This window comes from Lacipirellula parvula (genome assembly GCF_009177095.1).
GTDB classification, from domain to species: Bacteria; Planctomycetota; Planctomycetia; order Pirellulales; family Lacipirellulaceae; genus Lacipirellula; species Lacipirellula parvula.
This window is the reverse complement of sequence record NZ_AP021861.1, coordinates 750460-766880: the sequence shown is the minus strand read 5'-3', so window position 1 is coordinate 766880 and position 16421 is coordinate 750460. Positions and strand designations below refer to the sequence as shown.

The following is a 16421-nucleotide window of genomic DNA, read 5'->3' as shown; positions in this document are numbered from 1 at the left end:
CAGGGGCGTCGCAGTAGATTGCGCTGCGTTACATCAGTTTCCGCGACTTTAGTTACGACGATGGCCGGAAAACCCCGGTAGCTCAAAATCAGAGAACCGCCACACTCAATAGTAATCAATGGCAACTACAGTCACGATTCGTGGAGAAGATTCTTCAATGGGACAAGCTAACTCATCATTGCGAGAGACGTTTGATCGAGTCGTTTGCATCAACCTCGATCGTCGTCCTGATCGATGGAAGGAATTCATCGATCAGCTCTCTGCCATTGAATGGCCATTCGCCGATGTGCAACGATTTCGTGCCATTGACGGCGATCGCGTCGGCTCTCCTGATTGGGTTCAATGCGGCAATGGTGCGTGGGGATGCTTTATGTCGCATTTGCGTATTTTGGAAGAAGCGTTGCTCGACGGCGTCACCTCTCTGCTGATTCTTGAAGATGACTTGTGTTTCGCCCCTGATTTTCGTCAGCGCGCCATGGAATTTCTGGGCCGTGTTCCGTCCAATTGGGACGGTTTGCTTTTGGGCGGCCAACACTTGATGCGCCCTCACTACGTAAGCGATGGAGTCGTTCGTGTTCTGAACGGCAACCGAACGCACGCTCATGCCTTGCAGGGACGCTATATCCGCGCAGCCTACCAGCATCTCTGTAATTTTGCTGAGCATCTTCTCGCCCCCTCCCATCACGTCGACCATCGTCTCGGGACGTTGCATCTTCGAGGAGATTATAATATCTACGCCCCGAATCCCTGGCTTGTCGGCCAGGCGGCTGGTTCAAGTGACATCACCGGACGAGAAGAGTCATTCCGCAAGTGGGATAACTCGATACGCGTGCCGTCGCAGAACGAGCCGCAGCTCGATAAGAACGCTCTCGAACTTGCCGAGAGAATTCCATTGATTGTGCTAATGGGACCCTACCGCAGCGGGTGCGGCCTCGCAGCAGGAGTTCTAAGTCAACTCGGTGGCTATCGGGGAAACGTGGACAATCCCTACATGGAAGACCGCGACCTGCGGGATCTTTGTCGTAGCTGCTTTACGGAACCTGCACTTACTGAGCACGTCCCCAGCCGAGGTCGCGTTCGATTGCTTCGCAATTGGTTGTCGCAGCATCGGCTCGACGCGGCGCGGCGAAATCATCCGTTTGCGATCGTCAAGCATCCCTTGCTATCGCTAATGGGGCGCGATTTAGTAGACGTTTGCAAGGACAACGTTCAGTTCGTATCCGTGCAACGTGCGCTAGAAGAATCCGTAAGAAGTCTACAAGCAATGGAGTGGCCGACGTTTCGCGTTGGCGCCAAAGAGGCGCAAGAGCGTCTTCTTGCCGCACGCGATACCTTCCTAGACGAACATAAGCATCATGTCATTACGTTTGACGACCTGCGTGGTAATCCCATGGACGCAGCGACACAGTTGGCGGATATAGCAGGAGTAATTCCTACTGAAGAACAGCTTAAGATGGCGTGCGCATACGTTAACGCAAGTAGAACGTCGGCGATTCAGTTGCAGGCAGGATAGACATGGCGGCCGGTGATGGGTAGCCACAGAGAATACGTGATCACTAATGTGGCCTTATGAACGCCGGGATGCATTGGGCTGTTCGCACGCCCCACCATATTGGCCTGCGAGTTCCTGCTAATAGATCTGGTTGTGACGCGTAGTCGACGGCGGCGGTGCTGCCTTAAACATTGCCTATAGCGATCAATCTTAGCGTAATCGCATGCGAATCGCAGCCTATTAGATATTTTTTGACCCTAATATTGCTTATTTAAGGCTGTCAAATGTCCGAACTTGCCGCCGTGTGCTGCTATTTCAATCCGTGCAGATATGCCGCAAGGCGTCGCAACTACGATGCTTTCCGTAGACGGATTGAACGTAGCGGCGTTTCGCTGCTAACGATCGAGTTGCTCTTCGGCGAGGACGACAAGTCCGAGCTAGGGGGGCATGGCGACGTCATTACCCTACTCGGGGGCGACGTAATGTGGCAAAAGGAGCGACTACTGCAATACGGCATCGATCTGCTTATTGCGGACAGCCAGACCGCAGTTGCATGGCTGGATGCTGACATCGTGTTTGGGCAACTTGACTGGCATGAGTCCGTCCTTAGGCAGTTGGAGCACTTTGACTGCGTCCAAACGTTCGATCGGCTGGTTAGCTACCACGGGCCTGGCTATCGCACATCGATCGCGACAGCGAAGGACCCAAAGTCATTGAGTGCAGGCGGAGGCTGGGCGGCTACCTGCGAATTCTGGCGCCGGGTAGAGCTATATCAGCACTGCATTGTCGGCGGCGGAGACACCATGATGGCAAAGGTGTTTCTTGAGTTTGGGCAGGAGAATCCTCGAATATGGTCGTGGCAGTTTAACGGCCCCCGTATGCAAGGCATGAACGCGGATTTTAGAGAACATGTCATCGCCTGGGCGCGGAGGTCATGGGGGCCTTGGCGAGTTGGATGCACAGATGAAGTGACGGCCTATTTGCTTCCCCATGGAACGAGGAGCAATCGGCAGTATGGCGCCCGGCACAAGATTCTGGACGACTTCAGGCCGCTCTCGGATATCAAGTTAGGTCCGCAAGGGGCTTGGCAGTGGGGCAGCTGCAAACCCGATCTGCATCAATCCATCGCGAACTACTTTTTAGGTCGCAAGGAGGATGAAGTTTGAACGCTGAGTATTGGCGCCAACGCGCACAGTTTCGCTATTACAAGATAGTTCGGCACCTCCTAGAAGATCATGGCCCGGGAGAGTTGATCATTGACGTGGGTGGGGGCAGCACTCCGGTCGCAACTTATGGCCATTTCAGAGAGCGACTCTCGATTGATCAAGACGTTACGCCATCGATCGAGGGCGTCCGATCAGTGCGGTCCGATTGGATGGAATTCACTCCGGCGCGGCCAGCCTCGGTCGTGTTGTGCCTTCAAGTTCTCGAACACCTTGAAGACGAGTTGGTTCGCCCTTTCGCAGAAAAATTGTTTAGCAGCGGCCGGCTGGTGATCATCTCCGTCCCCTACAAGTGGGACCGCAACAAGTGTCGCCATCACAAACAAGATCCAATCGACGAACGCAAGCTCCATCGGATCACGGGGCGACAACCGCTTGAGAGCCTAGTCGTAACCGAGCGACCCAATCGCGCAGGCAGTCGACGTTTGATTGCGGTCTACGAGGGCGACGCTTGACCTGTTGTTGAAGGCAACAAAGCTGTTCCAGCAGTCGAGAAAGTGAGATTGGAATTATGGAGTCAAGGCAAATCTTTCACGAACGAGTCAAGCCGTTCATTTTCGTGCTTGGAGTTCCGAGCGGCGGTACATCTTGCGTGGCGCACCTAGTGCGCCTACTAGGCGTTGATATGGGGAGAATCCCAACCACGAAAGGGCCGCATGGCCGCTCATACAGCACCTGTGAAGACGAGGCATTCTTCAGGCGAGTCGTAAATCACCACTGCCCATGGCATCGCCCTCTTCCAACTTCATCGCCTCAAGTAACTGCATTGGCGATTCAAGAGTACGTAGCGTTTCGTCGCCGACAACCTACTTCGGCTATGACACTAGGTTGCAAGGGCTGGGTCAATTGGGGGGCGACGGACGAGAAGTTCTGGCAGATTCCCGACGTCCATGTAATTAACGTCGTTCGCCCCCTCGAAGGAGCAATGAAATCGTTCATGAAGTACCAGCAAGCGGCGCCCGATCATTCAGCTCAGGCGATGGTTCTGGCAGCCGCACGATTGGGGGCATTGTGGCAAATGAAGGAGATCGCCGTGCTCAACAATCCGACAAAGATTTTCCATATCGATTTTGAGGAGTTGAAGAGCAACCCGTTGGCACAAGTCGAGAGAATTGCGAAGTGGCTTCCTCATCACCCCAGTGACACGCAAATTGGATCGGCAGTGATTTCCGTGCATCAGGGCAAGTGAGATTTAATGTGTCGCAAGGCCGTTTGCGAGGCAATGGAACAATGACTGAAGAGCAGATACGAATGCGTTTTGCACGCCGTCTATCGTTGGCGCAGTGTGAGGAGATTTACGACAATTTGGCGCGATTAGATGCGACCGGGGTTAAGTACATCCTCTATGCGGGATCGCTACTAGGGGCCGTGTTATACGGGGAAGTGCTTCCATGGGACGACGACGTCGATGTTCTTCTTCTAGAAGATGTCGATCGCCAATGGTTGCAGTCGCGCTTACCCGAGTTAACGGCAAGACAACACTGCGCCCAACTTGTGAAAATCTTTCGGCCTGCAAAGGGGGCCTCTAGTGGAGTACCTCCTGGAACGCTATCGCTGGATGTTCTTAAGAGCTTTCGAGACGGAGACCAGCTTTGTCACCGGTCAATGTGGGGAGGGATTGATCGATTTCCCATTGACAAAGTGATTCCGCTTAGACGCCTAAAGTTTGGTCCTGTCGACGCGTGGGGGCCTCACTGTCCCCAGGAGTTTTGCCAGATAAAGTACGGCCGCGCCTGTCTGGAATCTGCGTTACCTCCATTCTGGGATCATGTGGCGAAAGCTCGCACTCGCTACCCCCAGATGAGAGTACCGTTAGCGGAAATCGAGCGAGTCATGAGATATCGGGCGCACTTCGAGCAGTCGTAGTCGTTCGTCAAATAGGGCGAATAGGTACAGTCGATCGATACGCTCACAGTTCTGCGGTTGACGCCCAGCGTCCGATGGCATCTCAGCCCAGCGGGTTAAGGGTAGTGCGAGCTTACCCGCTCTTGCTCGTTGGACTCAATGCATTACCGGTCGGCAAATTAACGACTGATTTATTCGCTTTCTGCAAGCTAATCCTTAAATGGAGACGCACGGCAATTCGTGGCACGCCAAGACGAACAGGCGCGCAGCTCAGAAAACGCTTGGCTGTCGGATGGAACTTCAAAAACCACGCTGCTGGCCGGAAACCTCGCGCATCATTCTTTTAGAGGTGCTCTATCTTCGGAATATCGTCAAAGGCGGCCAAATGAGTGCCACTCGCACTTAGATCTTCGGGAGTCGACGTGTTGGCGTTACGACTCTGCACAATAAAGAAATTCTCAAAGGAGTTATCATGACAAATTTTTCGACTAATTATGCCGATCCGTCCGGCGATGATCCGTTGGATGAGTTCATTCTTGCGATGACTGGATCGGGATCTGATGGCAGCTCGGGCGGTAGTAGCGGAAGTGACTCGTCGAGCAGCGACTCAGGAAGCAGCTCCACTTCAAGCAGCAGTTCATCGTCAGGAAGCGAAAGCGGATCCGGCAGCGGATCTAGCTCAGCCGGGTCGAGCTCCAGTAGCGACAGCGGTTCGAGTAGTTCGAGCAGCTCTGGCTCGGAAAGCAGCTCGAGCGGCGGTTCCTCTGGCGGTTCAAGCGAATCAAGTTCCGCTAGCAGCAGCAGTAGCGCTTCGGGAAGTGGTGGATCCGGCAGCGGCTCGGGCAGCGGCTCGGACGACAGCAGCTCGTCAGAAGGTTCGAGCGGCGACGGAGGCGGAGAAGACGATCCGCCACCGAACGATGAGGGACAATGCGGGAAAGATGCGAGCGATGAGCCCGTTTACTACGGCACGGGTGAACTGCAGTTAAGCACCACAGACGTCTCGGCGACGGGAGGCGGGAGAGCGTTATCGCATAGCCGGAGCTATAGCAACCGTCGATCCAATCTTCCCCTGACCAACGGCCGACGGTGGATGACCCGCCAACAGCCCCGGCTTCTTCGTGACAACGGAGATAACAGCGTCATTCGAGTGGTCGTTGCTCCACGAAGCATTATTGTCTTCGATAACGTCGCCACTAGTGGACCGCCAGAATATGTCGGCCGCTACGGCGCGCGACAGATGCTAATTCGCGGGACAGCCGTCTTCAAATTCCTCGACTCGAGTGGAACGCTTTGGGAATTTCACGATTTCGAGCAGACCGCCGCCCCCCAAGGTCAACTGCATCGCGTTACGCCTCCTGGAGGCGCATTGCAAATTGAGTATGCGTACGTCGATGGCCGTCTCGACAACATGCAACGAACGACAGTTGACGGCGCCGAGACCGTGGTCGACAAGTTGGCCTACGCCTACAGCGCTGATCTGATCGCTAGCGTCACGCTCACCCAGAAGATTGGCGTCGCTTCTGAAAAGAACCTGCGTCGCGCAATCTATACCTATGACGCTGACCAATTGCAGCAGGTAGACCAACAGGAACACGACGGCACGGCGTGGATTACAACCGGCTCTTACCACTATCGGTATCATGCGGACGGGAACAATCTATTGAAACTCGTTCTTAGCCCATCGGCTTACGAGCGTGCAAAAGACAATCTGCTAAACGTGGCAGCGGCAACCGACTCCCAACTGAAAGCCTACGCGGACTACTACTACGAGTACGATTCGCAGGGGCGAGTCAACCACGAAGAGGTCAAGGGAGGCGCCCGCGCCTACAGCTTTAGCTACGAACGGCAAGCAAAGGTCGAAGACTTCAATAAGTGGCGCACCAAGACGATTGAAACGTTGCCCGACCAGTCGACGAACACTGTATTCGCCAACTTTCTCGGGCAGGTTCTCCTCAAGGAGCGAGCGATCGGCCAGCAGAAATGGATCGAATACAAAGTTTATAATGACGAAGGACGTCTTACCGAGCAATGGACTCCGGCGGCGGTGGCTTCCTATTCAGTAAGCGAAAATGTCCTTAGCGTCTCTGCTACGACAGACGGGCTGATTCAGGTTACTGAATATGGGTCTGCGACGACAGCGAGTGAGTCGACGGCGGGCGATGTCAAAGGCCACCCGAAACAACAGAAACTGCGTAAAGGAAACTCCGGGCTGGAGGTGACTTTACGCGAGATAACCTACTACAAGCACTTGGACTTGAACGGTCGCGACACCTATCCTCTCGCGGAGGAGACCGTCCACCAAAGCGAAGACGGCTTGCATCCTAGCACCACTAGCTACGAGTACGAGTGGCACGCGGACGTTTCTAATCCGCTGCTGAGTACCTCGCAGATTCGACAGCGAAAGACGCTGATGCCAGTCGTAACCGCGACTCAACAGGGAGCGGCGACGGTGGACTCCAGCGTTCAAGTCTTTGATCGTAACGGGTTAGAGGTTTGGCAGCGCGGAGCTCGCGGCTTTATTCGCTTCAAGAAGTACGATCAAGCTCGAGGCGTGGTACTGCAGTCGATCGAAGACGTCGACGTTTCGCTGATGTCGGACGTGCCCAGCACGGACGGCCAAGCCTGGAGCACTCCGGCCGGTTGGGGAAAGCACTACGTTACCGACTATGCATATGACGTCCAGGGACGCTTGATTCAGACACTGGGGCCTCTTCACAATGCCATCGACGCCGAAGGAGACGAGATTGAGCTTCGTCGTGCTTCATGGATGTTCTACAAGAGCGATCACGAAACGTGGTCGGCGCAAGGTTACCAAAAGGCTAGTGATTCGTCAGTCGTTCTAGTGAATCCAGTATCAATCACTCGTCGATCTACTGACGGGATGGCAACCGAAGCAATTGTCGCCAAGTATGACAGCGCACCGTCGCTTCTAGATCCGGATACAGACGATTTCGATGTTCAGACCGATTGGGTTCGTTGGTCGCGGCAATTCTACAACGCACAGGGGCAGCTGGAGAAATCGCAAGTCTATCATGCGATTCCAGCGAGCGGGGCAGGGACGGTCGGCACGAATTACGATGAAACGCTCTATGCATACGATGATCTTGGGCGTCAGGCAAGAGTGCAAGCCCCTGACGGGACGATTAGCCGTACCGTGTTCGACTTGCTTGGACGAAGCGTTGAGGCGTGGGTTGGCACCGATGACACGCCAACTGTTGGAGCGTGGTCTCCTGACAATACGGCTGGAGCCAATCTTGCCAAAGTCACCTCGACTGAGTTTGATGCGGGTGGCGTAGGCAACGGCCTCGTGACCCAGAAGACACATTACGTCGATGCCGATTCCGGCAACGATCGCATCACGACATTTGATCACGATTGGCGAGGCCGGCAAGTAAGGGCTATTGCACCATCGGATGCTGAGGGTCGGGTGACGTACACGAGCTTCAGCCATGACAACGCCAATCGAGTGATTGCCGTCGAGCGATTCTTGGAGAACGTGGGCACCGATGAACTTCTCGACAAGAGCGAGTCGAGATACGACAACCGTGGGCGCGTTTATCAACAGATTCGTTATAGCATCGAAGACGGCGTTCTAGGTTCGCAAATGATCGAGCGAACCTGGTATGACTGCTGCGGAAATGCGATTAAGCGTCAGCCAGCAGGAGGTGGTGCATTTACGAAATCCACCTACGATAGCCTTGGGCGTGATTACAAAACGTACATCGGATTCGACTTCAATGGTGAGTCCGATTATGCCGCGGCGGCATCCCTAGCCCAGGACAACCTTGTAGAGCAAGGCGAGACGATTTACGACAGTGCCGGCAACGTGATCGCGACTATTTCACTCCGGCGTTACCATCCCTCCTCGTTTTCGGTCGGTTTGCTAGTGGCCGGAGAGAATGCTCGGGCCGATTATGCGGCGACGTGGTACGACGCTTTGGGGAGAGTCGTGACATACGCCCGTTATGGGAATCAAGGGGACGATTCAGTTGGTTTTGATAGAAGTGCTATTGCGCGTCCGACCATTACCTCCTCAAACATCTTGGTGAGCAGTTCGCAGTACGACGACTCCGGTGATCTCACTTTAGAAGTAGATCATGCCGGGAGAACACATGCCACCATGCGTGACAATGCGGGGCGCGTGACGCGTGTGATTCAGAATGTTGTCGGCACAGGCAGCCCAAGGACGGGCACTTCGGACCAGAACGTCGCCATCGATACATCCTATGGGCCGGCCGGTAGAGTAGCGACTTTAACCGCCTTACAAAAAAACTCGTCTGACGACCAAGTTACTCACTATGTCTACGGCACCGACCAAGGAGACGGCACGCCTGAAGTTTATCGAAACGATCTTCTGCGGGCTGAGATCTATGCTGATAGCGACGATTCCGAAGACCTGTCTGGCAATGGCGCTGACGGTTTATATGATCGCATCGAGTATGAGTACAACCGGCAGGGGCAGGTGATTGTTAAAAAAGATCAGAATGGAACGTGTCATGCATTTGGATATGACAAATTAGGTCGCCAAGTTAGTGATGAGGCAACTGCATTTGGCGTTGGAATTGATCAGTCCGTTGTCAAGATTACTACTGCATTTGATAAATACGGTCGTGTCGGTGCGATTACTTCTTATGATGCGTTAGGCAATGAGGTCAACCAGGTGGCCCGGCAGTACGACGGGCTGGGGCAGCTAATATCGGAGGAGCAAGCAGTTACAGGAGCAGTGGCCATTGGAGTGCCGACGGTATCCTACCAGTATGATTACACGGCCGTTAATGGCGAATTCATCCGGGCAGCGCGACGCAAAGCGTTAGTTTATCCAAATGGGAGGGCGTTGACCTACGACTACAACAGCGTCGATGGTGTCGGTCTAAATCGTGTTGCGAGAATTCGAGACAGTGCTTCGGGCGGCTCAGGATTCGTTCTCGTTGAATATCAGTACCTCGGATTGCATTTGCCCGTTGTCACTGAATTACATAAACCTGGCGTCATGCTCACGTACGATCCAGACGGGAATTTCGCATACTCTGGCTTGGACAGATTCGATCGCGTTGTCGATCACTGCTGGTTCAAGAACTTAGATGTTGGATCTGGCGACCCTGATGCAGAGTTAGTGCACCTAAGGTACGGCTATGATTTGCTCGGAAGTCGTGTTTACAGGGAAGATCTCAGGGCAAAAAGCCACGGCAAGCACTACGATGAACTGTACGGATACGACGAGGCAGGTCGATTGAAGTCGATGGATCGCGGCACACTTAATGGTACGAGGACAGGGCTCGTTGGCGGCTCCAGGAAAGCAGTACTGGAGTGGGAGTTGGATTCCCCTGGAAACTGGAGTCAGTTTAGGGAAGATGTTGACGGAACTAGTGGCTGGGATTTTACTCAAAGCCGCACGCATTCGAAGACGAATGAAATTGCCTCAATCTCCAATTGGGCTGATCCGCAATACGATCACGCCGGCAACATGGTGGCAATCCCGAGGCCAGACGATCTCGAAGACGTCTATCGAGCGACCTGGGATGCATGGGGCCGATTGGTTGAGCTTGAAGAGGAGTATTCGTTAAGCTCGTTCCGACCCATCGCTAGCTATCAGTACGATGGATTGAACAGACGTTCGGTTAAGGTGACCTATACATCGGGCACCCCCGTGGAGGCGAGGCGGTACTATTTCTCAGATGCCTGGCAAGTGCTTGAAGAGCGAGTTGGTTCCTCTGAGGACGCGGAACAGCAATTTGTGTGGGGAATACGCTATGTCGACGACCTCGTACTGCGGGATCGCCCCACCGAGCGGCTATATGCTTTGCAGGATGTGCTGTTCAGCGTGGTCGCCCTCACTGACACCAATGCTATCGTTCAGGAGCGTTTTTCGTACCGGCCCTACGGACACAGTGAATCGCTCGCCCCCGACTTCACCTCCGATTCAGGAACGGACTACGAGTGGGAGCATAGGTTTACTGGAAGAAAGCTCGACCTAGAGAGCGGCTTGCAGATAAATCGCATGCGGCATTTACATTTGCAATTGGGACGTTGGGTAGCCCGTGACCCGGTGGGGTATCAAGGAAGTTGGCCGAACTTGTACGCTTACGCGAATTCGACACCATGCCTAGCTACTGACCCCAGTGGCACAGTTACTGTCCATTTCAAGGAGGGGCGGGTGACGCTTTCGTCCGCTTCAGTGATCCCGCTGCCGCCCCGCCTCGATGGAGGACTGGGGCTAAAGTCCCTTCAATCCTTCATGAATGCGGGATGGGACGTCGATACATCCGCCTTCGGTGCAAATGGTTGTTCATCCTGCTCCGAGATCGGTATAGTTCAAATTGTCAAGCAGACGGCAAACACCAACTCAAACCCAGCCAATTACGCACACAATTACTCGTGGAAGGTTGATACACCCAGCACGACAGATCCAACTTACTTATATAACAGCGACATATTGCCAGGCCCGGTGAGAGGTAATCCGCAAAGCACCCCCCACCTTTCAATAGAGGATGTTCCAGGGGTTATACCTACTTACCCAGGATTATGGGGAACGGTAGTTGTGTCGAGCTTCAAGCAAGAATTTGAAACTTATGTTGCTTGTGTTGGCCAAGCTGGGGCGCCGGATGACATCAAGGTGACGACCAGCACCGATTTCGGCATTATGTCGCAGGACTTAACGGATATTTCTGTCTATGGTGGCATTCATTGGTTCCATAGCTATAATCGAAAAGCGAACGGGACTTATTCGGCGACCCGAAGCATCACCAATCGTGACGCGAGGCCTGGTGCCGTATTTGAGTCTACAATCAGCGGATTTTTCCATCGGAGGATTCTCATTCGGGCACTCCCGTGAACCGAGCGATAAGTCGCGAAATCGAACGCTCCAGCCGGACAGCCGCAGTAGAGATTACCAAAGCTAACGTTCACTCGATCCTTGGATCGCCAGCAAGGTACATTGTTGACGGATTCGGTTAAAATATCATGCGTCACTCAATACTGGAACTGTTCGGATGGTTGGCGATTCTAACGATCGCTATGTTAGCCGCGGCGAAAGCAGAATTGTCCATTATGGGCATGCTGTTGCTGGGGGCGTGGGGGGCGGGTGCTGTAACGTCGCTTAAACTCGGCGGCATTTACTTGTGCTCGATAATCAGTTGCGCATTTGGTAGCACGTTCGTGGCCGTATCGCTCTTGCAACTGCGACATATGGCACACCCTATGCCCCCTCAATTGTCTACGACTGAGATCACGACCAGTGCGGTTTTTGTGGGCATACCTGCTGGAGTTTTAGTTGCGATTGCTATCGTAGCAATCCAAAGACTTGTACTTAATCGCATTGAATGAGGCGATTCAGTATCGCGACAAATCTGCCTGCCATACAACACAAACATGACTCAAATAGACAAAACATCAACCGATGCTGGTTATGCATAGGATTTCTTTCCCACCTCCCCCAGGCGGAGTGCTTAACCGAGATTGCTCTGATCGACGCAGCCCGCTCAATTGACGTCGCGAGCTGGTGACTGCGAGGGAACTCGACTATAAGGTCGAAACTTACTGACGACGCGGATCGACCGCGGCTCGCCATGCTGGGCCTAAAGTTGCCCTAGATCTGTCACGACGTCGCCTCCCTTGAGCCGTGGTGGAGCTGAATCGCAAGACTCTCCTTGATCAAGGCATCGACTAGAGTGTCTATCCGCAGTCTCTTGCGCCGTGGCCGCAACGGAGGTATGACCTTCCCCCTTCAAAAGAGCCCACGCTTGGAGCGACAATCCAAGTCGTTTGACCCTCACCCGAATCCTGATCCAGTCGGAATGCTAGGAATCGGCTTACTTCGCTGAGGCGTAGCCGAAGCGAAGCAAGCCGCGAACTCTTTCGGAGTGCGGTCCCCAAGACTACTGTGGGGACGTTACTCGTTAAAATCGACACTGCAAGCTTCGACCGTCGCCGCGGCTTCTGGCAGGTCTTGGAACCAGTGTTGGTTGAGGCATTCCTGCCGCAGTCGACCGTTGAATGACTCGATGAACGGATTATCGGTGGGCTTGCCGAGCCGACTGGAGTCGAGTGTTACCTCGTTGAAGTATGCCCATCAATCGAGCGACTTCGAGATGAACTCCGGGCCGTTTTCGACGCGAATCGACTGCGGCGTGCCTCGATCGGCTTGAAGGTGCTCCAGAACTGCCAAGACGTCGTCCCAGGTGAGCCGCTGGCCGAGCCGGATCGCCAGACTCTCCCTGGTAAAGTTATCGACTAACGTACCCGGGCTCGGCAACTCTTGCGTCGTCGGGGCGTCTTGATCCGCACCTGCAAGCCTTCTTCGATGTACCGCCGATACACCAGATTGTGATTGACCTACCAGCCTTCGCGCTTCAGCAGCGTATGGAGACGGCGGTAGCCGTACCTTACGCGGCTGGCGGCCAAGTCGCGAAGTCTGATCCGAAGTTCGGCCCGACCGTTACGAACGCCCACGTGGCGATGCGTCGAACGAGGGAAGCCCAACGCTCGGCATGTGCGACGTTCGCTGATGCAGTAAACGGCTTGCAGCCGCTTCACCATGATCTTCCGACGATCGGGCCTTGGACCTTTCCCGAGACGACGTCCTGCAGCATCTTCTTGTCGAGACTCAGGTCGGCCACGAGGGCCATGAGCTTTTTGTTCTCTTCCTCAAGCTGCCGCAGGCGACGTAGCTCAGCGACGCCTAAGCCCGCGAACTTCTTCTTCCAGCGGTAAAGCGTCTGCTCCGTCGCCCCAGCTTGCGAATGATATCCGCGACCTGGGCGCCGCCCTAGTGCTGACGCAGCGCGAACGCGATCTTCTCCTCTGTAAAACACTTTCTCGGCATAGCTTGCGGCACTCCTTCAGAATGCAAGTTTACTAAAATCTTGCATTCCGCGTGGACGAAGAAACGGGGGGACGTCACGGGCGAAGACATCGCTCGATCGGTCCAGCTTCCTCGCTCTTGAAGGCTTCGAGCCAGGTCGATCGCTAAACATTCGCGCGTCACTCGTCGATCCATCAACATGCGAATCGATCAGCCATCGCTGTGCGATCATCGACGAAGTGGTCGCTCCAGGCGTGACCTTTTGCGTTCGGCTTAGCCTGACGCACGATTCGTCGTCAAGCCAGAGCCGCTTTCGTGGCTGTTGGCTGGAAACCTCTTGCACGCACTACATACGCTAGCAATACGCATCAGGTAACAAACGGAATTTCGCTAATTGCCCTATTGGCTGGAAAACGCGCGCATCTATCTTCTCAGGGACTTCTATACTCGGGATATCGTCTAGTGGCAGTCGAACGACACCACTCGCAATTGGTCCTGCGAAGGTGACGTGACCATGTCACGACTCACTGCTATTCGCCTTTTCCAAAGGACGGGCCGCGCGCCTTCGAAGCAGCCTGGATGGGCAACGCTTTGCAAGTATCGCGCCAGAAGCATGAGCAATGCATCCCCTGTGATTGATGTTCCCGAACTGGCGGCTATCATCGGCGCCGACGCGGTCTACTTGAAATTCGAAGGTGTTCACCCGACAGGAACGCACAAGCACCGCGCCGCCCGATCGGTGATTCGCCATGCTGTACGCAGTCAATTTGCCGTCGTGACAGTCGGTTCCTGCGGAAACTATGGCGCTGCGATAGCATTCGAGGCGGCTGCCAGTCGCGCGAGTTGCCACGTCTTTGTTCCGTCAAATTATGCGCGATCGAGAACGGCAGAGATGCTCGAATACGGCGCTGAAGTTCATTTCGTCGAAGGCACGTACGAAGATGCCGTAGCCTCCAGCCGAGAATTCGCGGTTCAATCTGGCGCGTATGACTGCAACGCCAGCGGTTTTGCGGACGACTTAATCCTCCGTTCCTACAGGGCTATTGCCGCCGAGTTGCATGAACAAGTCCATGGAATTACTGCAGTATGGGTTCCCGTCGGAGATGGAACGACGATCACGGGTATTTACGAAGGGTTCCGAGCAAAGAACAAAGTTGCCCGGATGTATGCCGTTAGCAGTGCTGGGAACAATGCTGCATGTGCCAGCGTAGCGGCTGGAATGGTTGTGGAATTACAGCCCGCTGATATCTGCCCGACTAGCTTCAACGAACCGCTCATAAGCTGGAGGTCGGCGCATGCTGAGGACGTCGTACGGCTAGTGCGTGAAAGCGGCGGAGGGGCGATTGAAGTTACTGATGCCCAATTGAGTGACGCTGCGAGTCAACTATCTTCGTTCGCCGCTATCAACTCATGGCCAGCAGGCGCTGCTGGCCTAGCCGGATTGATTGCAGCTCCAGCCCATCTGCGTACCGGTCGTCATGCGATCGTCGTCACAGCGGCAAAAAATGAATCGCCGTAAAATAAGGAACAAAGGCTGGAGATGAGTTCGAGCTGGCGATGAAATGCCGTCAAGGATACGTAGTGGCTATCGATCTTCCCCTATAGGTTCTCGAAAGATGCACGAAGATACACCACCGAGTAGTGAGACCGGCACTACTGTTTACTACTGGCAGTCACGATCTGGCTTCCTATTGTCATCACTGATTCCCGAGGCGACATTCATTCAAGCAATTCCCGGTGAAGATAGTGTGGAAGTCATCAATCGCCTGCCGCAATCCGTTGACCGCTTTATTCTCCACCTAGCGGTATCCCAAACTCATGCTTTTCCACTTCGGCGGGACCACTTGTTAAGTGCCCTGAGAGATCGCAGGGTTGCCGTCGTGAACGAGCATGTATTCGATGTTACAAAGCGACACATCCAGGATGTGTGTCGGGCGGCCGACTTACCGGTAGCCGAAGCGACGCGGGATAGCCCGCCCACCCAGCAGCTCATTGTGAAAACCAACTACAATTATGGCGCAAATAATGAACGTGCCTTATCCGCGGAGCTGAGAACGCTTCTGGGTCTCACCTGCATTTCAAACGTTGTGTTAAACGCTAAGAAATATAAAGTTGTCCCCCGACGCAATATTCCGGACGCATGGTGGAATCGACCAGAGCTGTGCATTGAGCGATTTGTGGAGAATCCAGACCACATTTTCTACAGAGTGTATGTCGCGGGGCGACACGTCGCTGTTTCAAAGGTGATTGATCCAAAACCGATCAAAAAAATGCCCGTTGGAATCGAGCGGCAGACGGCAACATTCTTGCTGAAGCCGACTGCGTTAGCACTGGTGGCGGGGCAGTTCGAGTGCCCGCGAAGTTTGCTGCAAACGTTATTCACCTTTCTGGCTGCTTTTCAGCTCGAATACGGTGCCCTCGATATTGTGTTTGAACCTCCGAATTCATACTTTGTCATCGATGTGAATAACACTCCATTCTGGGGAGGGAGCGGACATCCCGAACTCCTGAAGTTCTTGCGAGACGGATTGCTCCAATTCTCACCATCACGATGAACGTCTCAATGCATACTAGAGCTTCGACTCGCAGCTATGGTCGCGGTAAGCTGCATGCCACAATTCGGGCTCCTTATTGGAAATGTGGATTTCGACAACCTCAGACAAATCCCGTGATCGATGAACATCTTTGTGCCCCCTTCCTTACGTGGGAACTTCCAATCACATTCGATCATGACGACGTCGAGTTCCCGGGTAGAGCGGGGCTTCTTCGTATAGCGATCAGACCTTATCGGGAATAGACTCGGGATGACTATCAATGTAGCTCGTACAGCGTTCGTTAAAGTACTCTCGGCCAAGCGATCTGAGTTCCAGCCGTGCAGCGGAGGCAGTTTAACCGACGCCTTCTTGGTGGGTGGTGCGGGAATCTGAGGCAGCTCAGAAGCAGTTCTTACCTGCGCCCTTCTGGGCGTGAACGACCGCGACTTTGGGTCGAGAGCTTTTGCAGGTGATACGATAATATGAGGGTCATACCCTACCGCGAGTTGAGTCAACTCGCATGT

At 54.1% G+C, this 16421-nt stretch carries 8 protein-coding genes and 1 pseudogene; 8 read left to right on the top strand and 1 reads right to left on the bottom strand.

Annotated features, from left to right (window positions below; translation table 11 throughout):
- The first annotated feature begins 118 nt into the window (after nt 1–118).
- From PLANPX_RS02880 to PLANPX_RS02860, 6 genes are all read left to right on the top strand, one after another.
- Nucleotides 119–1513 (top strand): glycosyltransferase family 25 protein, encoded by a 1395-nt coding sequence (locus PLANPX_RS02880; protein ID WP_152097269.1) that lies wholly within the window; start codon nt 119–121, stop codon nt 1511–1513.
- A gap of 263 nt (nt 1514–1776) precedes the next feature.
- Nucleotides 1777–2658, top strand: coding sequence for a hypothetical protein (locus tag PLANPX_RS02875; RefSeq protein ID WP_152097268.1), 882 nt, complete (start codon nt 1777–1779; stop codon nt 2656–2658).
- Between the two features lie 209 nt (nt 2659–2867).
- The gene (locus PLANPX_RS27880) at nt 2868–3170 is read left to right on the top strand and encodes a hypothetical protein (protein ID WP_232536285.1); all 303 of its coding nucleotides are present in this window, start codon (nt 2868–2870) and stop codon (nt 3168–3170) included.
- Nucleotides 3171–3226: 56 nt separating this feature from the next.
- Nucleotides 3227–3904 (top strand): sulfotransferase, encoded by a 678-nt coding sequence (locus tag PLANPX_RS02870; RefSeq protein ID WP_152097267.1) that lies wholly within the window; start codon nt 3227–3229, stop codon nt 3902–3904.
- Nucleotides 3905–3945: 41 nt separating this feature from the next.
- Nucleotides 3946–4581, top strand: a complete 636-nt coding sequence (locus PLANPX_RS28380; protein ID WP_152097266.1) for a LicD family protein — start codon at nt 3946–3948, stop codon at nt 4579–4581.
- 451 nt (nt 4582–5032) lie between these two features.
- A complete protein-coding gene (locus PLANPX_RS02860) occupies nt 5033–11395 on the top strand; it encodes an RHS repeat domain-containing protein (RefSeq protein WP_152097265.1) in 6363 nt (2120 codons plus the stop codon).
- A 1059-nt stretch (nt 11396–12454) separates the two neighbouring features.
- Here PLANPX_RS02860 and PLANPX_RS27875 read toward each other — a convergent pair.
- Nucleotides 12455–13384 (bottom strand): annotated as a pseudogene (locus PLANPX_RS27875) (transposase); the annotation flags it as partial.
- 493 nt (nt 13385–13877) lie between these two features.
- Here PLANPX_RS27875 and PLANPX_RS02840 point away from each other — a divergent pair.
- Complete coding sequence (locus PLANPX_RS02840; protein ID WP_152097262.1) at nt 13878–14882, top strand: pyridoxal-phosphate dependent enzyme; 1005 nt, start codon at nt 13878–13880, stop codon at nt 14880–14882.
- A 97-nt stretch (nt 14883–14979) separates the two neighbouring features.
- A complete protein-coding gene (locus PLANPX_RS02835; protein ID WP_152097261.1) occupies nt 14980–15918 on the top strand; it encodes a hypothetical protein in 939 nt (312 codons plus the stop codon).
- The last annotated feature ends 503 nt before the right edge of the window (nt 15919–16421 follow it).